The organism is Mesorhizobium sp. WSM4819, assembly GCF_055811215.1.
In genome coordinates, this window is the sequence record NZ_JBVVQO010000001.1 from 281,742 (window position 1) to 304,271 (window position 22,530).

The following is a 22,530-nucleotide window of genomic DNA, read 5'->3' on the forward strand; positions in this document are numbered from 1 at the left end:
CGTTAGGGCTGGAAGCCGATCTATAACCAGCCTTCGCGCTCCGCGCTTTCCTCCGGGATCGACAGTGGAGCTTCAGGTCGCCTTCTTCGACGTGACGAGGCAAGCGGCGCTGGCATTGAGCAGGCCCCAGCCGAAGACGTCGTCCTTGCCCGGCGCGCCGAGATCTTCCGCCGACTTGCCGAGCGCGTCTTGAATGTCGGCTGCGGTGGCGTTGCTGTTTGCAGATTTCATCAAGGCAGCGGCTGCGGTGACGAAGGGCGCCGCGAAGGAGGTGCCGGTCTTCGGCCGTGCGCCGCTGACCGACGCGGCCGTCCACACTTGGACGCCGGGAGCGGCCAGGTCGATATGCTCGCCGCGGCCGGCGCGCCTGTAGGGGCGTTTCATGCGGTCGACCGCCGTCACCGCGATCACTTCAGCGTAGGCCGCCGGATAGGCAGGCCCGGCTTTTGGGCCGCCATTGCCGGCGGCGGCGACGATCACCATGCCGCGTTCGGAGAGTCTTCGGACAACCTGCTCGAGAAGCACATTCGCAGGTCCCGACAGGCTCATATTCGTCACCTGCACGCCGCGCGCCGAAAGAAGATCGAGCGCGCGAAGCAGATCGTAGGCGTCCGAGCGGTCATCCTGGCGATCGCCCCGATGAAACGCATCGACCGCGATGAGCCTGGCGTGCGGCAGCAGGCCGGGCGTACGGCTGTCGGCGCCGCCGACAAGCAGGGCCGCGACGGCGGTGCCGTGCTGGCGGCCGGACTCGGGAACGCCGTCGTCCGACAGGCGAAGAACTTCGACCCGGCCTTTCGAGAAGGCGTCATGCGCAGGATTGATCGCGGTGTCGATAAGGCCGATCGTGACATTGCCACCGCAGCCGGCTGGCAGTCCGCTACCGGCCGGCCAGCCGATCAGGCCCGCGGCGGCACAGTGCGGCCCGGCACACTCAGCTTCCTGTCCGGGCCGGTAGTAATGCACGAAATCTGCCGTCGACTGCGGAGCGGCATCGATGACAAGATCGCGCGCAGCCTCCAGCGGCATGTTGGGTGGAATGCGCAGCCGAATCAGCTCCGATCCAAGAAGCTGAATGTCGGCACGGTCCAGTACGGTGAAGCCGGTTGCCTGAAGCCGACCGATCTCAGCCGAACTCAGCCCGCTCGCCACGATCTGGTCCGGTACCCGAGACGGCAAAGGGGCGGATGGCCGTTGCGCGCGCCTGCCGCTGCGCCTTGGCGGGCGCGGAAGAAACCGATCCGTCAGCGCGCGAAACAGGTTCGGGCCGGTCGATCGGCTGGACGTCGTTCGCGACCCACCGGGCGAAGCGCCGGACCGACCGCCGTCATCACCACCGCCATCGTCGCCACCATCGTCACCGCCACCGTCGTCATCGGCCAACGCCGATCTTGGTCCGAACTCGCCGAGCGCCAGCTGGCCGCCCGGCGCCTGAGGATCGACGAGCAATGCGACGGCGACCCAGAAAAGCAGCAGGGCTTTTGGTCTCAACCAGGAGGTGGCGCGCATGGTCTCCCTCACATTTCCGGCCATCGCCGATTTTCAACATCGCGAGGCTAGCGGAGCTGTCTGGCAATAAGCTAGCCTTGCGAGGAACGGGCGCGGGGCCGCTTTATTCCAGAACCTGGAGCAACATGCCGGAAAAAGCCGACCGCGTCCAAGATCAGCTTGTCGCTTTTCTGCCGAATCTGCGCCGGTTCGCGATTGCGCTGTGCCGGTCGCGCGACATCGCGGACGATCTTGTCCAGCGTGCCTGCGAACGGGCGCTCGCCAACGAGCAGCGTTTCGAGCCAGGGACGCGCTTCGACGCGTGGATGTTCAAGATCCTGCGAAATCTGTGGATCGACGACATCCGCAAGCGCAAGGTCGCCGGCCCGCAGGACGATATCGACGAGCGCCATGACATCGCCGGCGTTTCCGGTGAGCGCGAGATGGAGGCGCGGCTGGCGCTGAACAGCGTGGCGCAAGCCATAGGCGAGCTCGCCGCCGACCAGCGCGACGTGCTGCTTCTGGTCTGCGTCGAAGAGCTTTCCTACAAGGAGGCCGCGGAAGTCCTTGCCGTGCCGATCGGGACGGTGATGAGCAGGCTGGCTCGAGCGAGGAGGAATCTGGCGGAGGCGACTGGAATATCTTCGGCGCCCACCCGTTCTCCGGTCACAAAAGGGGCTGCAAAATGACCGAAGAGACTTTTTCGGACGAAATCCTGATGCGGTTCGCCGACGGTGAGCTTGATCCGGACATGGTCGCCAGGATCGAGCAGGCGATGGAAACGGACGACCGTCTGGTGGCCAGGATTGCTGTGTTCATCGAAACCAGAGCGCAGGCGCAGGCCGCGCTGAAGCCGCTGCTCGACGAGCCGGTTCCCGAAAAACTTGTCGCGGCCGTCGAGCAGATGATCGAGGCCAGGCGTGCCGGCGAGCAAGCCGCGACGGCATCGATATTGCCCTTCGGCAGCAGTCGCTTGGCAGGGCCTGCTTCGAGGTCTCGATGGATGCTGCCAATTGCCGCCTCTCTCGCGGCGGCAATTGGCGGCGGGCTCGCCGGCTATTGGGCAGCAGGCAGCAACGAACGCACGCAGGGCGGCTTGTGGGTTGCCGGCGTCATCAGGCCGGGCCTGGCCCAGGCCCTTGAAACGGTCGAGTCCGGCAAGGAGATCAAGCTCGCCGGGATCAGCGACCGGTTCCGGGCCATCGCTACGTTCCGTAACGATTCGCAGGATTTGTGCCGCGAGTTCGAGGTCGACTCGCAGGACCGCTCCACGGTGATGTCGGTCGCCTGCCGTTCCGGCGACGAATGGCGCGTCAGCTTCGCGGTCGTGGCGCCGGGCGACGCCGGAGGCTATGCCCCGGCCTCGTCGACCGAAGCCCTCGACGCCTATCTTTCGGCGATCGAAGCAGCCGCTCCGATGTCAGCCGAGGAGGAAGTCAAAGCGCTGGACGAGATCCGTCAGAAGGACCGGAAGTGAAACTGCGACGGCCCGGCCCGCTCTGACCCGGCTTGCTCTGGCCCGGCTTGCTCTGAAATGGAATCCAACTTTCTTTGAATGGAATAAAGCCGGCGATCGCCCGTTACTCCGCCGGGCCGCAACTGCCGGTCCGGTCTGAAACAAGGAGTAACTACCATGACAAGACACTGGAAGCTCAAGTCGACGCTGGTCGCAGGAATGGCAGCGCTCGCGAGCACCACGGCGCAGGCGAAGGAGTCTCCCGCGGGAGCGCCGGAAACCGAGCGTCCGCCGGCGGCAATGTCCAGCCAAAGCGACGGTTCCTTCATCGTCGCTGGCAACAGCTCTTCAAATTCGAGCTCCAATTCGTCGTCCAACGGTTCGTCGAATTCCAGCTCTAATTCGTCGAGCAATTCGAATTCGAACTCGTCTTCGAACTCCAGCTCCAATTCCTCGAGCAACTCGAATTCGAACTCATCGTCGAACAGTTCCTCCAATTCGAACTCGAACGGTTCGGATCGCGGGTGGTCGCGCAACTGGCGGCGTTGACATAGGCCGGACGATAGAGCGGCGGCGCGCTTCGACTTGTGTCCGCCGCTCTAAAACAATCCACAGACAAACGGGGGCCAGCCGGCCCCCGTTTCGCATTCGCTGGCGATTGGCATAGGCCACCACGACTTCGTCAGGGCAAAGCAAGGAGCGAAGCGACGCGGCGCAGACCCTGGGATCCATTCCGTGACATCCGCCGAAGAATGCAGAATAAAAGCGCTCTGTAGCGATCCTTCGCGCCCCCCTGTCCTGCCGGACATCTCCCCCACTTGGGGGGAGATCGGCAGCTTCGCGGACAGCATTCTTTTTGCAACGCTGGTGGTTGGCGAAATCAGTGATGAAGGCCAATCTCCCTCCTTGTGGGGGAGATGTCCGGCAGGACAGAGGGGGGCGCTGTCCCTCGGCGATCAAAGGTTCTGCACCGCAGCAGCGCTCCAAGGTAACGGTATGCATCCCAGGGGTCTGCGTCGCTTCGCCCTAGCGGCCCCGTTTTCGTATTCTTCTCCAGAAAAAGTCTAGCGGGCCGCGCGGGCCCATTTGCGATACCAGCCTTCGCTGGCAATCGTGTTGCGGTAGACCGTTTCGCGCTCGGTCGCCTCGGCTCCGGTCTCCGCCTGGATCTCGGCCTTGAGCGCCGCATCTTCGCGGCGAAACGGTATGACCTGGACCAGCGGCGTTCCCTTTTCGAGGACGTAGAGGCCATCCGGCGCCGTCGCAAAGAACGGAAAATGGATGTGGGCTGCATAGGTGTCGGTATCGACGATGCCGGCGACGCATTCGAAAGGCTGAGCCGGCCGATTGAGCGGCGGCAGGAACAGACAACTCCAGCCCGGCGGGGTACGGATCGACCAGTAATTGTGAAACTTGCATGGCGGTGCCGGTTCCTTCGGATTGCCGGCGACCTGATGCGCGCCATGATTGCTCACCATCACCCTGTCGAACTCCCAGCCGGCATCGACGGCGCTGCCGCCATCCTTGATCTCAAGGCGGACGGTCGCCGCGAGCGGCAGGATCCAGCCGGTTGTCATCGCGTCGAGAAACGGCATGCAGCGCTTGACGGTCAGGCCATTGTTGGTGGCCGAGGCTTGCTGCGCATCGACCGGCGGCAGTTTGCGGAACCAGTCCGGCAGGACCGTCTTGGCCGCCACTGGCGGCGCGATGACGCCATGATCTTCCGGCCGACAGGCAAACCGGATCGAGCGAGAGGTCTTCTGAGAAGTCTGGGAAAAATGAAACATCGATGGCCTCCATGGAAAAATCCGAGGAGGAACGGGCCGCAGCCGGATTTATTCCCGGATGGGCGTCTGATATGCAGGCCGACGACGATAGTTCGGTCGCCGCGGCGCGCACAGCAGCGTTGACTAAAGCACCAATCGCATCAGCGGCCGGCCCGCCTTGCGCTCGACCAGCCTCTCGAAACCGGCTTTCTCGAAGACCCGCGACGAGCCGACGAACAGCCCGATCGAACGCGAATCTCTCGACAGGTCGATCGGACATGCCTCGACCAGCCGCGCGCCATTCTGGCGAGCAAATTCGATCCCGCCTTCGACCAGCCGGTGCGTCACGCCCCTGCCGCGCGCCTTGACGCGGATGAAGAAGCAGGAAATCGCCCAGACGCCCGGATCGGTGGCGTCGGCGGGATCGACCGGCGCCGACCCCCTGCCCTTGTTGTTCCATTCGGGCACGTCGGCGCGCGGGCCGATCTGCATCCAGCCGACCGCCTTGCCATCCTCGAACGCCAGCACGCCCGGTGGCGGTCCGGCCTCGATCCGCGCCTTGATGTGGTCCTTGTTGCGTTCCCGGTTGCTGGCGCGGCGCGCGGCCGGCGACAGCCGGAAATGCGTGCACCAACAGCCGTAGCAGGCACCCTGCTTACCGAAAAGACCTTCAAAATCCGCCCAAAGCTCGGGCACCAGCGGCGCTATGGTCGTATTCACGAACTCTCTCCCGGCCCACCGCCTTGTCGTGGCGTCCGTCCTGACGTACCATTGCTTTTGTTCTCTTTATGTTCGCAGCGATGGCGGTTCCTGTCAACAATCCCGATCACGGTTTTTGCCGCGACTGCCTGACCTTTCAGCGCGGTGAGGCACGGCGCTGTGAGCGCTGCGGCAGTCCACGGCTGGCCCGGCATCCGGAGCTCTATCGGCTGCATCTCGCCCATATCGATTGCGACGCGTTTTATGCGGCGGTCGAAAAGCGCGACAACCCGGCGCTGAAGGACCGGCCGTTGATCATCGGCGGCGGCAAGCGCGGCGTCGTCTCCACCGCTTGCTACATCGCCCGCGTCCACGGGGTCCGCTCGGCGATGCCGATGTTCAAGGCGCTCGAAGCCTGTCCGGAAGCGGTCGTCATCCCGCCGGACATGGAAAAATATGGTCGCGTCGGCCGCGAGGTGCGCGCCATGATGCAGGCGCTGACGCCGCTGATCGAGCCGATCTCCATCGACGAAGCGTTTCTGGACCTTGCCGGCACCGAGCGCCTGCATGGCTTGCCGCCGGCGGTGGTGCTGGCACGCTTCGCGCTCAAGGTGGAGAAGGAGATCGGCATCACCGTTTCATCCGGCCTTTCCTACTGCAAGTTCCTGGCAAAGGTGGCGTCGGACTTTCGCAAGCCGCGCGGCTTTTCGGTGATCGGCGAAGCCGAGGCGACCGGCTTTCTGGCCGAGCAGCCGGTGACGCTGATCTGGGGTGTGGGAAAAGCCTTCGCCGCCACGCTTGAGCGCGACGGCATCCGCACCATCGGCCAGTTGCAGCGCATGGAGCGCGGCGACCTGATGCGCCGCTACGGCGTGATGGGCGACCGGCTGTACCATCTTTCACGCGGCGAGGACGACCGCCGCGTTCACCCCGACCAGGATGCGAAAAGCGTCTCGGCAGAGACCACTTTCGACACCGACATCGCCTCCCCCGAGCAACTGGTTTCGGTGCTGAGAGCGCTGTCGGAAAAAGTCTCGGGGCGGCTGAAGAAGTCCGGCATTGCCGGGCGCACCGTCGTGCTGAAGCTGAAGACGCAGGATTTTAAGACCCGCACGCGCAACCGGCAGCTCGGCGACCCGACACGGCTGGCCGACCGCATATTCTCGACCGGGCTCGAGTTGCTGCGCAAGGAGGCGGACGGCACCAGATACCGGCTGCTCGGCATCGGCGTCAGCGACCTCTCGAATGACGAAAAGGCCGATCCGCCCGACCTCGTCGATACCCAGTCACGCAAGCGTGCCATGGCCGAAGGCGCCATCGACAGGTTGCGCGACAAGTTCGGCCGCAGGGCGGTGGAGACCGGCTACACCTTCGGCAAGGGCCGCAACGCCCACCCGCCAGAGCCGATGGAGGATTAGTTTAAGCATGATCCCGAACCGAATGTCCGCGCAAGCGAAAAGCGGATCCAGTTCTCGGAAAGACCACGCTCAAACAAGACAAGGTAAAGCGGGCCGCTTCAGGTGCGTCGCAGATCGATCCGGCTGGTCATCACGCGCTCGCCGGTTTTCGGGTCGACGTCGATAACGGTCAGCCGCATGCCGTCCTCGCCGTTCTTCTCGACGGTCATTTGCGCGGTACGATCGCCGTTGACCTCCTTGGCCCAGCGAATGCCGAGATTGATCGCATTGCCCGAGCGCCTGCCGCTGAGCTGCGCCGGCCCGGTGCGGGATCCGACATAGGTGCCGGTGTACTTCGTCCCGCTGGACTTCAGGTCGGCACTGATGGCGCGCGTCACCACGACGAGACCGCGGCAGGTGCCGTCCAGTGACAAGGAACTCGATGTCGCGTCGGAATTGAAGCGGCAGGAGACGTTCACCGTCGGCGCCTCGGTGGTTACCTTGACAGTGCCCTTGCCGGCAAAATTCCCCTCGAACGAGCGAAGAAAATCGGCCTCGTCGGCATGAGCCGCGCCGGCGGCAGCCGCCAGGCAGCCGGCAAGTGCAAATCGTGCACATGATTTCATTGAATCTCTCCCCTTGATCTGGCTGTTGGACCAACGCTCGCCGTGACCGCAGGTTCCGCCTTCAGCATGACCGTTTTGCAACGCGCCGCTCTGGCCCAGCCGAATGCGTCGACTAGCGGTTGCGGTGAAAGTCCCGACTTGCGACATAGCGCGCATGGCACCCTCGCCCTCGATCCCCAAGGCTGCGTTCTGGATGGCGCTGTCGATCGCATCGTTTCTGACGATGTCGGTCGCTGGCCGCGCCACGACGGCCGAGCTCAATGTCTTCCAGGTGCTGGAACTGCGCTCGGTGATCGGCCTTTTCATCCTCCTGCCGCTGGTGATGATGTCAGGCGGTTTTGCGGCGATGCGCAGCATACGCCCCACCGCCCATATCGCCCGCAACGTCGTCCATTTTGTCGGCCAGGCGGCATGGCTCTACGCCTTGACATTGATCCCGCTGGCCGTGCTGATCTCCATCGAATTCACGACGCCGATCTGGACGGCCATTCTGGCGGTCGGCTTTCTTGGTGAAAGACTAAGCCGGTCAAGACTTGCGGCGATCGTGCTCGGGCTGATCGGTGTGCTGATCATCGTCCGTCCGGGCGTCGGCTCCGTCGATCCGGGACATGTTGTCGTGCTGGGTGCCGCGGTCTGCTTCGGCATATCCGTGGTCCTGGTCAAATCGCTGACGCGGACGGACAGCGTCGTGTCCATCATCTTCTGGATGCTGGTCATCCAGTCGGTGCTCGGGCTGATCCCGGCGCTCTACGAATGGCGCAACCCGCCGCTCGAACTGTGGCCGTGGATCCTGCTGATCGCCTTCACCGGCATGTCGTCGCATTTCTGCATGGCGCGCGCACTCGCCTATGCCGACGCCACCGTCATCTCGCCGATGGACTTTTTGCGCGTGCCGCTGTCGGCGCTGATCGGCTGGCTGCTGTATCAGGAGCAGATCGACGCCTTCACCGCCGGGGGCGCCTTGCTGATCCTGCTGGGCAATCTGCTTAATCTGCAGAAAAAGGCGACCAAACCAGCGGAAGTGGCAGCGTCTTAGCATTTTGCAGCCAAACGTCTTCGTTTGGCGTCCGACAAAATGCGTCAAAGCAAAGAGCTACCGCGCGGTTTTGGTTTCACAAAACCGCCTCGCATTTCAGTCGCCTTCGTCGGGTATGTTGAGGAGATGCCCGCAGGCCTTGCAGTGGACGGCGTCGGCTTCATGCCGCTGAAGGCCGCATTGCGGGCACGGGAAGAAGACCTTGTTGGGACGGAAGAGCGCCTGTGCCAGCCTAACGAACAGCGATATGCCGATGATCATGGTGACGATCGCGGTGAGCTTGCCGGCTATTCCCGGCAGGACGATGTCGCCGAAGCCGGTCGTGGTCACCGTGGCGACGGTGAAATACAGCGCATCGACATAGCCTTCGAGACCGGCCCCGGTGCGGAAGAAGAAGGTGTAGACGAAACCGGTGACGACAAACAGGAATGTCAGGAGATTGATGACTGCATGGCTTGCCTCGCGCCATTTTTTGAGGCCGCGCATCTCGAAAAACCGCCACAGCGCGCCGCTGCGCGACAGCGACCACAGCCGCAATATGCGCAGGAATCCCAAATTGGCCAGCGCCGAAGGCATCAGCAGCGTCAGCAGGATGAAGCCGTCGACCCACGACGTCGGCTGCTTCATCAGGCGCAGCATGTCGTTTGACGCAAGCAGCCGGGCAATCATGTCGGCGGCGACAAGCGCTGCCACTGAATAATCGAGCCAGAGGAACGAGGACGATTCCTGGATCACCGGTGTGGCGATGAAGAAGGCGATGATGGCAAGGTCGATGATAACAGCCGCCAGCTGAAACCGGAAAGCCGCAGGCGTGCGCCCGTGATAGAGTTTGCGCAATGTGTCGCGCAGCCGCGTCAAGGCTGAAAAATCCTGCACTCCGTCCCTTTTCGGCGCCTTCATGACAACTGCGATAACGCTCGCTGCGACAGCCGTCCAGTGGGCAGAGCAGGGGGAAGCCACTGTGGCTTGAGAACATCCGCAGCGTTCCAGACCCGGAAAGCAATCAGACCGGTTCCGCCTCGATGATGCTGATGCGAGGTCCGGCTTCAACGATATTGGCGACCCGAAAATCCGACGCCGCAAGCAGCAACCTGAATTCTTCCGCCGTGCGCTCCTGCCCGCCCGGCATGACCAGCATGTTCAGATCGCCGAATTTTGCGACGGCGCCTTCATTGGGCGGTGCCAGAATGCTCTCGAGCACCAGCAGTTTGCCTTCCGGGCGAATCGCCCGGCGGCAGGTTTTCAGGATCCGGATGTTTGTGTCGTCGTCCCAGTCATGCAAGATCCATTTAAGCACAATCGCATCGGCTCCTTCGGGCACCGAGACGAAGAAATCGCCGGCGACGATGTCGCAGCGATCAGCCACAGCCGCAGCGTCAAAGACCGGGCCGGCCTTCGCCACGACCTGCGGCTGATCGAATAGAATGCCGCGTTGGCCGGGATTGCGGCGGAGGATTTCGGCAAGCAGCGCGCCCTGCCCGCCGCCTACATCCATAACGACAGAGAACCGCCGGAAGTCATAGGCCGCGAGCACCGCAGCGGCGACGCCACGCGACATCGCCGTCATCGCCCGGTCGAAAACGACGGACTCTTCCGGATGCTCTGCCCGGTATTCCCAAACGCCCTTGCCATAAGCGTGGCGAAAGGCGTTTTCGCCGGTGCTGACACTGTGCAGCAGATCGCTCCATGCCTGACGGAAATACGGCCGTCCGGCCAGAATTGCCCACGACGCGACCGAATGCTGAACGTCGGATCGCAACGCGCCGCCAACCGGGGTCAGCGAGAAGGATCGGTCTTCCGCTTCATGGAACACGCCGGCCGACGCAAGGGCGCGCAGCAGCCGGTAGAGCGCCTGCGGATGGGTATTGGTCAGCACGGCCAGTTCGCCGCTGGTGCGTTTTCCGTCCTTGAGATGGTCTGCAATGCCCAGCGTGGCGGCGACGCATATCGCCTGAGATACCTGGAAGCCATTGACCATTTTCTGGAGTTCGGCAGCGGCATCCCGCTCATCCATGACGCACTCCCCCCGGCCGCCAAAAGACCCAGGCCGCCGAGCCCACAATACCAGCGGCATCGTCACCGGGCAATGCGACCGGGCTGGCGGAATACGGTCGTTAGCTCACACCAACTCCACCTCCACCACGCCCGGCACCGCCCGCATGGCCGAGGCGATCTGTGGCGAGACGCGGTAACGGTTGGGCAGTTCGATCTCGACCTCGCCCTGCGCCTCGTCCTTGATGACGATAATGCTCACCAGGCTGTCGCCGCGCTGGGTAAGCTGCGATTGAATCGCCGACGCCGGCCGGTCATCCCTGACAAAGATGCGCAAGGCTTTTTGGATGCGGCTTGCCTCGTCCTCCAGCGACTGCACCGTCTGGATGCGCAGATTAACGCCTTCGGGCCTGTCCTCGGCCGAAACTGTGACCACCACCGAACGGCCGGGCTCGAGCAGGTCGCGATATTGCGCCAGACCTTCGGAAAACAGCACTGCTTCATACTGGCCCGATGTGTCGGAGAACTGCACGACGCCCATCTTGTTGCCGGTGCGCGTCTTGCGCTCCTGCTTGGTGGTGACGGTGCCGGCAAGCCGCCCGGCGGCAGCGCCGCGTTTGACGGCGCCCGAGAACTCGGCCCAGGTCTGCACCCGCATCTTCTGCAGCGCCGCCTTGTATTCGTCCAGCGGGTGCGCCGAGAGATAGAAGCCGACCACCTGGAATTCACGGTGCAGGCGGTCGGCGGCAAGCCACGGGTCGGTCGCCGGCAGGTTGAGCGCCTGCGACTGCGCCCCGAGCGAGGCGCCGAAAATGTCGTGCTGGCCCGACATTGCATTCTGCTGCGCAAGCGACGCCAGCCCCATCATCCGCTCGACGCCCGCCATCATCGCGGCGCGGTCGTGACCGAAGCAGTCGAGCGCGCCGGCCATGATCAGGCTTTCGAAGACGCGCTTGCCGACGATCTTCGGGTCGACCCTTTCGCAAAAATCGGCGAGGTTCTTGAACGGTTTTTCGCCGCGCATGGCGACGATATGCTCGACCGCCGCGTCGCCGACGCCCTTGAGCGCGGCCAGCGAATAGAAGATCCGGTTCTCGGCGACTTCGAAGGCGCGGAAGCTTGATATCACCGACGGCGCCACGACATCGATACCGAGGCGCAGCGCATCCTGGCGGAAATCAGCGAGTTTATCGGTGTTGCCCATGTCGAGCGTCATCGACGCGGCCAGGAATTCGACCGGGTAGTGCGCCTTCAGATAGGCCGTCTGATAGGAAACGACCGCATAGGCGGCGGCATGCGACTTGTTGAAACCATAGTCGGCGAACTTTGCCAGCAGGTCGAAGATGAAGTCGGCTTGCGGCTTGCCGACGCCGCGCTCGATCGCGCCCGAGACGAAGCGCTCGCGCTGCTTGTCCATCTCGGCGCGGATCTTCTTGCCCATGGCGCGACGCAACAGGTCGGCTTCGCCCAGCGAATAGCCGGCAAGCTCCTGCGCGATCTGCATCACCTGTTCCTGGTAGACGATGACGCCTTGCGTCTCCTTCACCAGATGGTCGATCTTCGGATGGATCGACGCCATCTCCTCCTCGCCGTGCTTTCTGGCGTTGTAGGTCGGGATGTTCTCCATCGGGCCCGGCCGGTAAAGCGCGACCAGCGCAATGATGTCCTCGATGCAGTCGGGCCGCATGCCGATCAGCGCCTTGCGCATGCCGGCACTTTCCACCTGGAACACGCCGACCACTTCGCCGCGTGACAGCATGGCATAGGTGTCGGGGTCGTCGAGCGGAATGTGGGCAAGATCGATCTCGATGCCGCGGCGGCGGATCAGCTTGACCGCGGTCTCCAGCACCGTCAGCGTCTTCAGGCCGAGGAAGTCGAACTTCACCAGGCCGGCCTGCTCGACATACTTCATGTTGAACTGGGTGACCGGCATGTCCGAGCGCGGATCGCGGTACATCGGCACCAGCTCCCACAGCGGCCGGTCGCCGATGACGATGCCGGCGGCATGCGTCGAGGCGTGGCGGTAGAGCCCTTCCAGCTTCTGCGCCATGTCGAGCAGCGTCTGCACGATCGGCTCGCGCTCGGCCTCCTCGGCAAAGCGCGGCTCGTTGGCGATGGCGTCGGCGAGCTTGACCGGATTGGCCGGGTTCGACGGCACCATTTTGCTGAGCTTGTCGACTTGGCCATAGGGCATCTGCAGCACGCGGCCGACATCGCGCAGCACCGCGCGGGCCTGCAGCGTGCCGAAGGTGATGATCTGGCCGACCTGGTCGCGTCCGTATTTATGCTGGACGTAGCGGATGACCTCCTCGCGCCGGTCCTGGCAGAAATCGATGTCGAAGTCGGGCATCGACACGCGGTCGGGATTGAGGAAGCGCTCGAACAGCAGCGAGAAGCGCAGCGGATCGATGTCGGTGATGGTCGTCGAATAGGCGACCAGCGAGCCGGCGCCCGAGCCGCGCCCCGGCCCGACCGGAATGCCCTGCGCCTTCGCCCATTTGATGAAGTCGGCGACGATCAGGAAGTAGCCGGGGAATTTCATCTTCTCGATAATGCCGAGCTCGAATTCCAGCCGTTCGCGATATTGCTCGACCGTATAGCCAGGGGCCAGGCCGTGCGCGGCGAGCCGCGCCTCCAGCCCTTCATGCGCCTGCCTGGAAAGCTCCTGCGCCTCCGCCTTCACCGCCGCGTCGGCGTCGGCGACATCGCCGCCGGCAAAGCGCGGCAGGATCGGGTTGCGGGTCTTGGGATAGTAGGAGCAGCGCAGCGCGATCTCGACGGTGTTGTCGATCGCCTCCGGCAGATCGGCGAACAGCCTCGCCATCTCGGCCTGGCTTCTCAGAAAATTGTCGGGCGACAGCCGCCGGCGATTGTCGACGGCGACGACCGACCCTTCGGCGATGGCGATCAGCGCATCATGCGCCTCATAGTCGTCGCGCGAGGAGAAAAACGCCTCGTTGGTGGCAACCAGCGGCAAGTCATTGATATAGGCGAGGTCGACTGACGATTTCTCGATGGCCCGGTCATAGCCGGAAACCCGTTCCAGCTCGACATAGAGCCGGTCGCCGAACAGCGCCTTGAGCGCCAGAAGCCGCGTCTCGGCGAGGTCGCGGCGGTCCTCTTTCAGCGCGTTGCCGATCGGGCCGCGCGGCCCGCCGCTGAGACAGATCAGGCCGTCGCAATGGCCTTGCAGCATCTCGGTCGTCAGATGCACGGCCTCGCCGGGCGGCGTTTCCAGATAGACCCGGCTGACCAGCCTGACCAGATTGCTGTAGCCGGCCTCGGTCGCCGCGATCAAAACCACGGGACGCATTTCCGGACCTTGCCGCCTGCGGTCGCGCTGGCTGTCGCTGGCTTCACCGGAAAAAGCCAGAGCGGTCTGGCAGCCGATGATCGGCTGGATGCCCTCCTTCACCGCCTTTTGCGCAAATTCGAGCGCGCCGAACAGATTGTTGGTGTCGGTGACGGCAATCGCCGGTGCGTCATCTTTGACCGCATGGCCGACAACCGTGCCGAGCTGCAAAGCGCCTTCGAGCAGCGAATAGGCCGAATGCACGCGCAGATGAATGAACGGCCGCGCCGGCGCTTCCGGCCGCGACGCCTTCATAAAGGCCTCGCGCCGCAACGGATCGCGGGGAAGTGTCTCATTCGCCATTTTTTTATCGCCGTTTGAGAGGACTCAGTCGATGAGGATGTATTGTCCGGCACCGGACGATGCGAGTCCAGCGACAGGCCAATTGTCGATGCTGGCGCTGCCCCTCATCCGCCTGCCGGCACCTTCTCCCCGTATAGTGACGGGGCGAAGGGGCTGGCCGCAACCTTGGCTCCCATCTACAACGCTGGAGATTGGCGAAATCCTGTGCGAAGGCCCCTTTCTCCCCGTCACTATACGGGGAGAAATGCCCGGCAGGGCAATGAGGGGCAGCGCCAACCAATGCAATTGCCTTATAACTGTCGGTGGTGCCAAGTGACGGCATCCTCACGCAAATTCCATGATCACCGCGTCGACGGCGAGACTGTCGCCCGGTTTTGCCTTGAGTTTCGACACGGTGAGATCGCGCTCGGCGCGCAGCACGTTTTCCATCTTCATCGCCTCGACGACCGCCAGCGTCTCGCCGGCCTTGACCTCCTGCCCTTCGGCAACGGCGATCGACACGACAAGGCCGGGCATCGGGCAGAGCAGCATCTTCGACGTATCCGGCGCCACTTTTTCCGGCATCAGCCTTTCGAGCTCGGCGGTGCGCGGCAGCATGGCGCGTGCGCTCACCGACATGCCTTTCCAGGCGACGCGAAGTCCGTTCAGCACCGGCCTGACCTGCGCAGCGATCCTTCGGTCGCCGACCATGCCGCGCCAGACGAGATCGCCCGGCCGCCAGTCGGACGCCACCGTCAGCGCCGTGCCGCCGTCGATCGACAGACCGAGCTCCATCGGAATGGAGATCATGCCTTCGATAACCGAAGCCGAAAGGTAATCCTTGCCGATCTTGACCACCCAGTCGCGTTTCAGCACACCCGAATGCGGCGCCAGCCGCCCGCCGAGCCGGTCGAGCCGGTCGCGGCGCAGCAGTTCGACCGCGGCGGCGATCGCTGCGAGCACGGCCGTTTCTTCGCTGTCAGGCACGATCGGCGCAAAGCCGTCGGGATATTCCTCTGATATGAAGGCGGTCGATATCCGCCCTTCCCGCCAGCGCGGATGCTGCATAAGTGCTGCCAGGAACGGCATGTTGTGCTCGATGCCGTCGACGACAAAACTGTCGAGCGCTTCCGACATGGCGTCGATTGCCGCGAGCCGAGTCGGCGCCCAGGTGCACAGCTTGGCGACCATCGGGTCATAGAACATCGAGATTTCCGAACCCTCGGCAACCCCGGTATCGTTGCGGACGACGACGTCGCCGAACTGTCCCTCTTGCGGTGGCCGGTATCTCGTCAGCCGGCCGATCGACGGCAGGAAATTGCGATACGGGTCCTCGGCGTAGAGCCGGCTTTCCACCGCCCAGCCGTTCAGCTTGACGTCGCTTTGCTTGATGGCGAGCTTTTCGCCGGCTGCTATGCGGATCATCTGCTCGACAAGGTCAATGCCGGTGACGAGCTCGGTCACCGGGTGCTCGACCTGCAATCGTGTATTCATTTCAAGGAAATAGAAGTTCTTTTCACTATCTACGATGAACTCGACCGTGCCGGCGCTCTGGTAGTCGACCGCGCTGGCCAGCGCCACCGCCTGCTCGCCCATGGCTTTCCGGGTCCTGGCGTTGAGGAAAGGTGAAGGCGCCTCTTCGACGACCTTCTGGTTGCGGCGCTGGATCGAGCATTCGCGCTCGCCGAGATAAAGCGCATTGCCATGCGCGTCGGCCAGCACCTGGATCTCGATGTGGCGCGGATCGACCACGAACTTTTCGATGAAGACGCGGTCGTCACCGAACGAGCTTTTGGCCTCCGACCGCGCCCGGTCGAACCCGTCGCGCACCTCGGCCTTGCTCCAGGCGATGCGCATGCCCTTGCCGCCGCCGCCGGCCGAGGCCTTGATCATCACGGGATAGCCGATCTCGCCGGCTATTTTCTCGGCATGACCGGCATTCTCGATGACGCCGAGCCAGCCGGGCACCGTGCTGACCCTGGCTGCATTGGCGAATTTCTTCGATTCGATCTTGTCGCCCATCGCCCTGATCGCTCCGGGTTTCGGGCCGATGAAGACGATGCCTTCCTGCTCCAGCGCTTCACAGAAGGAGGCGCGTTCGGACAAAAACCCGTAGCCGGGATGCACGGCTTCAGCACCCGTCGCCTTGCAGGCGGCGATGATCTTCTCCGGCACAAGATAGCTTTGTGAGGCCGGCGAAGGCCCGATATGGACAGACTCGTCGGCCATCTCGACATGCACGGCGTCACGATCGGCGTCCGAATAGACCGCGACGGTGGCGATGCCCATCTTGCGCGCCGTCTTGATGACGCGGCAGGCGATCTCGCCACGATTGGCGATCAGGATTTTTGTGAACATGCGGGTTTTGTTCCCTCGGCTGCCTTTCTTTTATGGGCTTGGCCCGGCCGGTCAAGGCACGTAGGCGCATATCCGGGCGCAAGTCGCCTGGTGACGACCAAAACCCGGCACCGAACTGTCAATTCGTCCCATAGTCCAGAACCTGCAGATACGCTAAAGCTCGCCTCGATTGCCGATTTGGCTTGAGAGGAGAGCCCCGATGAAAACCCGTGCCGCTGTCGCTGTCGCCGCCGGAAAGCCGCTGGAAATCCTGGAGGTCGACCTCGACGGCCCGCGAGCCGGCGAGGTGCTGGTCGAGATCAAGGCGACCGGCATCTGCCACACCGACGAGTTCACGCTGTCGGGCGCCGATCCCGAAGGCATTTTTCCGGCGATCCTCGGCCATGAGGGCGCCGGGATCGTCGTCGATGTCGGCAAGGGCGTCACCTCGGTCAAGAAGGGTGACCACGTCATCCCGCTCTACACGCCGGAATGCCGGCAATGCCCGTCCTGCCTGTCCAGAAAGACCAATCTGTGCACCGCGATCCGTGCCACGCAGGGGCAAGGCCTGATGCCGGACGGCTCGTCGCGCTTCTCGATCGGCAAGGACAAGATCTTCCACTATATGGGCTGCTCGACCTTCTCCAACTTCACCGTGCTGCCCGAGATTGCGGTGGCCAAGGTCAATCCCGACGCGCCCTTCGACAAGATCTGCTACATCGGCTGCGGCGTCACCACCGGCATCGGCGCGGTGATCAACACAGCCAAGGTCGAGATCGGCGCCACGGCCGCCGTCTTCGGCCTCGGCGGCATCGGCCTCAACGTCATCCAGGGGCTGCGCCTGGCCGGCGCCGACATGATCATCGGCGTCGACCTGAACAACGACAAGAAGGAATGGGGCGAGAAATTCGGCATGACGCATTTCGTCAATCCGAAGGAGATCGACGGCGATATCGTGCCCTATCTCGTCAACATGACAAAACGTGGCGCCGACCAGATCGGCGGCGCCGACTATACGTTCGACTGCACCGGCAGCACCAAGGTGATGCGCCAGGCGCTGGAAGCTTCGCACCGCGGCTGGGGCAAGTCGGTGGTCATCGGCGTTGCCGGCGCCGGCCAAGAGATCTCGACGCGGCCGTTCCAGTTGGTCACCGGCCGCACCTGGATGGGCACCGCCTTCGGCGGAGCGCGCGGCCGCACCGACGTGCCGAAGATCGTCGACTGGTACATGGACGGCAAGATCGAGATCGACCCGATGATCACCCACACGCTGAAGCTGGAGGACATCAACAAGGGTTTTGACCTGATGCATGAGGGCAAGAGCATCAGAAGCGTGGTGGTCTATTGAGAATTTGCGACGTGGCCGGGAGGAAGCAAGGCAATCGCTTCAGGTCTGCGCCGCCCCTCATTGCCCTGCCGGGCATTTCTCCCCGTATAGTGACGGGGAGAAAGACGCCTTCGCAAAAGGATTTCGCCAATCTGCAGCGTGGCAGAAAGCGTGCCGAGGTTGCGGCCAGCCGCTTCGCCCCGTCACTATACGGGGAGAAGGTGCCGGCAGGCGGATGAGGGGCAGCGCCGACCTTTGACCGCTCGAACATCAATCCAGGCACAATCGCCCGGCTTCATACGCTTGGAACGAACCATGCCCGCACCCGCCATTTACGTCGATGCCGATGCCTGTCCGGTGAAGGCAGAGATCGAGAAGGTCGCCGAGCGCCATGGCGTCGTCGTCACCTTTGTCTCTAATGGCGGGCTGCGCCCGTCGCGCGACCCGATGATCCGCAACGTCGTCGTGTCCAAGGGCGCCGACGCGGCGGACGACTGGATCGTCGACAATGCCAAGCCCAACGACATCGTCGTGACATCAGACATCCCGCTTGCCGCCCGCACGGTGGCGCTCGGCGCCCATGTGCTTGGGCCGACCGGACGCCCGTTCACGCCGGAAACGATCGGCATGGCGGTGGCGATGCGCGACCTCAAGCAGCATCTGCGCGAGACCGGCGAAAGCAAGGGCTACAATGCCAGTTTCGCGCCGCAGGACCGCTCGCGGTTTCTCGGCGAGCTCGACCGCATCCTGCGGCGTGCGCTGAAATCCGCCGCACCGGGCTAGCGCTTTCGCCTCGGACCGGAAGGCCATTGCAGCAAACCGGAATATCATGCGCACAATCAAAAGTGCTATAATGTCCGAGTCTTAGAGAACGAGCGGCGGTGTAGAAGACGGACTGCATCAGAGGCCGGGCCATGACGACCGAGCTGCCCCTGAGGAAGCCACTGCACCGCCACATGCAGTTCGCGGTGTCGGCCTGCATCGGTGTGGTGGCACTGGCGATCGCGCTGCTGTTGCGTGCTCCGCTCGCCTTTTCGATCGGCGCCAATGCGTTTTTCGCCGCCTACACCGTCATTGTCGTCGCCCAGATGCCGCTGCTCACCGGCCGTTATCTGAGTAAGAATGCCCGCGCCACCGACCAGCCGGTGCTGGTCATCTTTGCTGTGACGCTGATTGTCGTCGCCGTCGCCGTTATCTCACTGTTCCAAATGATCAATCGCGAGGGCAGCGCGCACCCTGTCGAACTCACCTTTGCGCTGCTGTCGATCCCGCTCGGCTGGTTCACCATCCACGCCATGACAGCGCTGCACTATGCGCATGTTTACTGGGTCAACGATGAAGAGACCGACACCGGCAGCAAATCGAAGCAGAAAAAGCCCGTCGGTGGCCTCGTGTTTCCCGGCAAGGAACAGCCGGACGGCTGGGATTTCCTCTATTTCTCGACCACTGTCGGCATGACCTCACAGACCTCCGATACCGCGGTCTCGACCACGCAAATGCGTCGCATCGTGCTTTTGCATTCGATCGTGTCGTTCTTTTTCAATACAGTGATCGTCGCCGCCGCGGTCAACCTCGCCGTCAGTTTCGGGAGCCGATAGCACCGGGCAGGCCGTAATAATTCCGTGATCGGATGAAACATCGCTTTGGCTGGCAACGTATTGGGAGGAGAACGATCGGAAAGGCCGACTGAGCGGCCAGAAGGACGCGAAAAAATGCAATCGGTGGCCAGGAGCCAATCCACTGTCGGGCCAGATGCCGCCGCGCCGAAGGATGCGACGCTGATCTACCGGCAGTCGCGCTGGACGCGGCTGACGCACTGGCTTTGGGCCATTTCGCTGTTCTTCATGCTGCTTTCCGGCCTGCAGATCTTCAATGCCCGCCCCCAGCTCTATATCGGCAAGGAATCGGGATTCGCATATAACAACACCATCTTCGCCATCGGCGCCGAGAACACCGCAAACGGCCCGCGCGGCTACACCGAAATCTTCGGCAAGCGCTTCGACACAACCGGTGTGCTCGGCTGGTCGGGGCCGGCGGGTCGGGAGACGTCCCGCGCCTTCCCGTCCTGGGCGACAATCCCCTCCTATTACGACCTCGGCACCGCCCGCGTCGTCCATTTCTTCTTCGCCTGGATACTGTCCACGACCCTGGTCGTGTGGCTGGTCTCCAGCCTGGTCAACGGTCATCTGCGCCGCGATCTTGTCCCGCGCATCGACGATCTCAGGCGTTTGCCGCGAGACATCATCGATCATGCCAAATTCAAGTTTCATCACACGCGCGAATACAACACGCTGCAGAAGATGGCCTATGGCGGCGTGATGTTCGTGCTGCTGCCGCTGATGATCATCACCGGCCTTGCCATGTCGCCGAGCATGAACGCGGCGCTGCCGTTCCTCAACGATCTGCTTGGCGGCAGGCAGACGGCGCGGACAATCCATTTCGTCGTGATGCTGCTGCTCGTCGCCTTCTTCATCATCCATATGCTGATGATCTTCGCTGCCGGCCCGATCAACGAGCTGCGTTCCATCATCACCGGCTGGTACCGAACCGATCCGCCGGCGCATGGCAGCAAGACGCCGCAGAGGGGTGCGTGAGATGGCGAAGTTTGTGATCAGCCGCAGAAAATTCCTGACCTCGGCCAGCCTCGGCGTCACCGGCATCATGCTGTCGGGTTGCGATGCATTCGACAGCCAGCTTCGTGTCGGCGACGGCCTGCGCAGTTTCCTCGAAGGCGCCAACGGCCTGACCTGGCGCGCGCAACGCCTGCTCGCCGGCGATTCGCTGGCGCCGGAATTCACCGAAGCCGACATTCGCCAGCCGCAGCGGCCGAACGGCGTCACCGCGCCGGACGACGATGTCTACAAAAGCCTGCTCGCCAACAATTTCGCCGACTGGCGGCTCGATGTCTCAGGCCTCGTCGAAAAGCCGCTGTCGCTGACCCGCGAGCAATTAATGAACATGCCAAGCCGCACCCAGATCACCCGCCACGACTGCGTCGAAGGCTGGAGTTGCATCGCCAAATGGACCGGCACGCCGCTGTCGCTGGTGCTTGATCAGGCGGTGGTCAAGCCACAGGCGCGCTACGTCGTGTTCCATTGCCTCGACACGATCGACCGCAGCCTGTCCGGCGACATCAAATATTACGGCTCGATCGACCTGATCGATGCCCGTCACCCGCAGACGATCCTTGCCTATGGCCTGAACGGCAAGCCGCTGCCGGTCGAGAACGGCGCGCCGCTGCGCGTCCGCGTCGAGCGCCAGATCGGCTACAAGATGCCAAAGTATCTCCGCCGGATCGAACTGGTCGACAGTTTCGCCGCTATCGGCGGCGGCAGGGGCGGCTACTGGGAGGACAATGGCTACGACTGGTACGGCGGCATTTGACGCCATAGCTCCGCCATTTCCGATCAGTGTTTGGTGCTTTGCTCAGGCGACCTTGTCGATCAGCGGCTTGAGCACCGGATGGATTTCCGGCGAGGCGTGCTTGATCAGTGTCAGCAGCGCGCGCTCGTTCTCATGCAGCGGCCGGTCGCTGCCGATGCGCTCGGCCAGCCATTTCGCCTCGCACGCGTCGATCGTCTCGGCGCGGCGTGCCAGTGCTTCGGCTGCCTTGTTCTTCGATTCCCATTCGGATTCGATATCGCCCGGCGCGCAGTAGGCTTTCATGATGCCGGCGAGGCCACCCGAAACCATGCGGCCGAAGAACCGCCGATCTCTTGATCGGCCTGCTCCAGGAAAGCATCTTGCCGCAGCGCCACGTCGCGCACCGGAGCTTCGTAGCCGGCCGAGCACATGACGTAATTGGCGAGCGCCTTGACGAACAGATCATTCCACGATGGATCGTTGTTGGCTGCCGCGGTCCGCTCGTTGATCTTGAACAGCACCTCTGCCTCGGCGCGGGTGATGGCAATGTTGCCGTCGCCGCCATAGGCATAGAGGATGCGGCGCAGAAGCTCGACTTCAGCCTTGGCGATCAGCCCGGGAACCAGCTTACCGCCGTGCATCAGCGGCCCTTTGCCGTCGATGATGGCATGGGCGACCTGCTCCAGCGCATAGGCGCAAAGCCCGTTCGGCGAGGATTTCGCCTTTTCCAGCACATGCACGAGCAGTTCGAGTTCGGTCAGGCTGTCGACCATGCCGTCACGCGAAATCGCTTGGACCAGCCAGTCGGCATTGTCCTGCGAGATATAGCCCGCCGGCTTTTCCTGATGAACGATGAGGTCGGTGATGGCTTCGATGAAAAAATCCGGCCATTCCGCGCATTTGTCCCCTTTTATCGCGTCGAGCGCAAACAGCGCCTCGGCCTCGCTCCGCGTCACCACCCCGTCGCCGAATACCTCGCGGCGCAGCATGACCACGTCTTCCGCTGTGACCCGATTTTTCGAGGCCAGCTCGGCCACCGGAACGCTCTTCAATTCGCCCATTTCGTTTCCCATCCATACGTCACTTGGACCCAACATATCGGCAGTTCCTTGAGAAACCGGCAAACCGCGTGGTTAGCGAAGACTTGTCGGTAAGCTGTCGCTAGCAGGTGACAAGGTGTCGCCGACAGGCTATGGATGACGAGTCGAGGGCTCAAATCGAGTCCTACCTGTTTGCGGGAGAGAGCAGCGAGAGCTGCCGCCGAAGGGGAAATCGCCCGAAATCTCTCAGGCAAAAAGAACCGTAGACGGGAAAGACACTCTGGAAAGTCGGGGCTTTTTTCGCCCCGCGCCGAAGGTGTAAGCGCTGCCGACAGAGTTACGGGGCGCGAGTCTCTCAGGCTTCAGACA

The 22,530-nt window shown here is 63.1% G+C and carries 18 protein-coding genes, 1 pseudogene and 1 riboswitch; of the genes and pseudogenes, 9 read left to right on the forward strand and 10 right to left on the reverse strand.

The features are described 5' to 3' along the window. Positions 1–72: 72 nt before the first annotated feature. A complete protein-coding gene (locus AC0L18_RS01295) occupies positions 73–1,533 on the reverse strand; it encodes a S8 family serine peptidase (RefSeq protein ID WP_473490304.1) in 1,461 nt (486 codons plus the stop codon). Positions 1,534–1,634: 101 nt separating this feature from the next. Between AC0L18_RS01295 and AC0L18_RS01300 the strand changes: the two genes are divergently transcribed. Together AC0L18_RS01300 and AC0L18_RS01305 are read left to right on the forward strand one after the other, a co-directional pair. Then, on the forward strand, positions 1,635–2,177 hold the full coding sequence (locus AC0L18_RS01300) for an RNA polymerase sigma factor (protein ID WP_128186096.1): 543 nt from the start codon (positions 1,635–1,637) through the stop codon (positions 2,175–2,177). Then, positions 2,174–2,965 carry an anti-sigma factor family protein gene (locus AC0L18_RS01305; protein WP_473490305.1) on the forward strand — a complete coding sequence of 264 codons (792 nt, stop codon included), beginning with the start codon at positions 2,174–2,176 and terminating at the stop codon, positions 2,963–2,965. The genes AC0L18_RS01300 and AC0L18_RS01305 overlap by 4 nt, the downstream gene beginning before the upstream one ends. Here the strand turns inward: AC0L18_RS01305 and AC0L18_RS01310 are convergent. From AC0L18_RS01310 to AC0L18_RS01320, 3 genes are all read right to left on the reverse strand, one after another. Continuing rightward, positions 2,947–3,441: a hypothetical protein gene (locus tag AC0L18_RS01310; RefSeq protein ID WP_156942628.1), complete on the reverse strand. Its 495-nt coding sequence runs from the start codon at positions 3,439–3,441 to the stop codon at positions 2,947–2,949. The genes AC0L18_RS01305 and AC0L18_RS01310 overlap by 19 nt on opposite strands. Before the next feature lie 567 nt (positions 3,442–4,008). Continuing rightward, positions 4,009–4,731 (reverse strand): DUF6065 family protein, encoded by a 723-nt coding sequence (locus AC0L18_RS01315; RefSeq protein ID WP_473490306.1) that lies wholly within the window; start codon positions 4,729–4,731, stop codon positions 4,009–4,011. A 123-nt stretch (positions 4,732–4,854) separates the two neighbouring features. Next, a complete protein-coding gene (locus tag AC0L18_RS01320; protein ID WP_473490307.1) occupies positions 4,855–5,430 on the reverse strand; it encodes a GNAT family N-acetyltransferase in 576 nt (191 codons plus the stop codon). A 68-nt stretch (positions 5,431–5,498) separates the two neighbouring features. Here AC0L18_RS01320 and AC0L18_RS01325 point away from each other — a divergent pair, with 68 nt between their 5' ends. Further along, positions 5,499–6,827, forward strand: a complete 1,329-nt coding sequence (locus tag AC0L18_RS01325) for a DNA polymerase IV (protein WP_473490308.1) — start codon at positions 5,499–5,501, stop codon at positions 6,825–6,827. Positions 6,828–6,925: 98 nt separating this feature from the next. Here the strand turns inward: AC0L18_RS01325 and AC0L18_RS01330 are convergent, their stop codons facing one another. Continuing rightward, positions 6,926–7,432 (reverse strand): hypothetical protein, encoded by a 507-nt coding sequence (locus AC0L18_RS01330; protein ID WP_473490309.1) that lies wholly within the window; start codon positions 7,430–7,432, stop codon positions 6,926–6,928. A 154-nt stretch (positions 7,433–7,586) separates the two neighbouring features. Here AC0L18_RS01330 and AC0L18_RS01335 point away from each other — a divergent pair, with 154 nt between their 5' ends. Then, positions 7,587–8,468 carry a DMT family transporter gene (locus AC0L18_RS01335; RefSeq protein ID WP_473490310.1) on the forward strand — a complete coding sequence of 294 codons (882 nt, stop codon included), beginning with the start codon at positions 7,587–7,589 and terminating at the stop codon, positions 8,466–8,468. A 96-nt stretch (positions 8,469–8,564) separates the two neighbouring features. On the opposite strand, the gene AC0L18_RS01340 is transcribed toward AC0L18_RS01335, so the two are convergent. The 4 genes from AC0L18_RS01340 to AC0L18_RS01355 all read right to left on the reverse strand — a co-directional run bounded on the left by AC0L18_RS01340 (position 8,565) and on the right by AC0L18_RS01355 (position 16,452). Then, positions 8,565–9,368, reverse strand: coding sequence for a potassium channel family protein (locus AC0L18_RS01340; protein WP_473490311.1), 804 nt, complete (start codon positions 9,366–9,368; stop codon positions 8,565–8,567). A gap of 103 nt (positions 9,369–9,471) precedes the next feature. Further along, positions 9,472–10,482: a methyltransferase gene (locus tag AC0L18_RS01345; protein ID WP_128244810.1), complete on the reverse strand. Its 1,011-nt coding sequence runs from the start codon at positions 10,480–10,482 to the stop codon at positions 9,472–9,474. A gap of 105 nt (positions 10,483–10,587) precedes the next feature. Then, positions 10,588–14,067, reverse strand: a complete 3,480-nt coding sequence (gene dnaE / locus AC0L18_RS01350; protein ID WP_473490436.1) for a DNA polymerase III subunit alpha — start codon at positions 14,065–14,067, stop codon at positions 10,588–10,590. A 372-nt stretch (positions 14,068–14,439) separates the two neighbouring features. Beyond that, entirely contained in the window at positions 14,440–16,452 is a 2,013-nt protein-coding gene (locus tag AC0L18_RS01355) for an acetyl-CoA carboxylase biotin carboxylase subunit (RefSeq protein ID WP_473490312.1), read from the reverse strand. A gap of 199 nt (positions 16,453–16,651) precedes the next feature. On the opposite strand from AC0L18_RS01355, the gene AC0L18_RS01360 reads away from it, so the two are divergent. The 5 genes from AC0L18_RS01360 (at position 16,652) to AC0L18_RS01380 (ending at position 21,142) form a co-directional block, all read left to right on the forward strand. Next, positions 16,652–17,779: an S-(hydroxymethyl)glutathione dehydrogenase/class III alcohol dehydrogenase gene (locus tag AC0L18_RS01360; RefSeq protein WP_091597176.1), complete on the forward strand. Its 1,128-nt coding sequence runs from the start codon at positions 16,652–16,654 to the stop codon at positions 17,777–17,779. Positions 17,780–18,073: 294 nt separating this feature from the next. Further along, complete coding sequence (locus tag AC0L18_RS01365; protein ID WP_473490313.1) at positions 18,074–18,541, forward strand: YaiI/YqxD family protein; 468 nt, start codon at positions 18,074–18,076, stop codon at positions 18,539–18,541. Positions 18,542–18,672: 131 nt separating this feature from the next. Continuing rightward, a complete protein-coding gene (locus tag AC0L18_RS01370) occupies positions 18,673–19,356 on the forward strand; it encodes a DUF1345 domain-containing protein (RefSeq protein ID WP_473490314.1) in 684 nt (227 codons plus the stop codon). Between the two features lie 114 nt (positions 19,357–19,470). Beyond that, on the forward strand, positions 19,471–20,352 hold the full coding sequence (locus AC0L18_RS01375; protein WP_473490315.1) for a cytochrome b/b6 domain-containing protein: 882 nt from the start codon (positions 19,471–19,473) through the stop codon (positions 20,350–20,352). A gap of 1 nt (position 20,353) precedes the next feature. Beyond that, positions 20,354–21,142 carry a molybdopterin-binding protein gene (locus tag AC0L18_RS01380; RefSeq protein ID WP_091597163.1) on the forward strand — a complete coding sequence of 263 codons (789 nt, stop codon included), beginning with the start codon at positions 20,354–20,356 and terminating at the stop codon, positions 21,140–21,142. A gap of 42 nt (positions 21,143–21,184) precedes the next feature. Here the strand turns inward: AC0L18_RS01380 and AC0L18_RS01385 are convergent. Then, positions 21,185–22,182 (reverse strand): annotated as a pseudogene (locus AC0L18_RS01385) (hypothetical protein). A gap of 164 nt (positions 22,183–22,346) precedes the next feature. Beyond that, a riboswitch (glycine riboswitch) is annotated at positions 22,347–22,434 on the forward strand. Positions 22,435–22,530 lie beyond the last annotated feature (96 nt).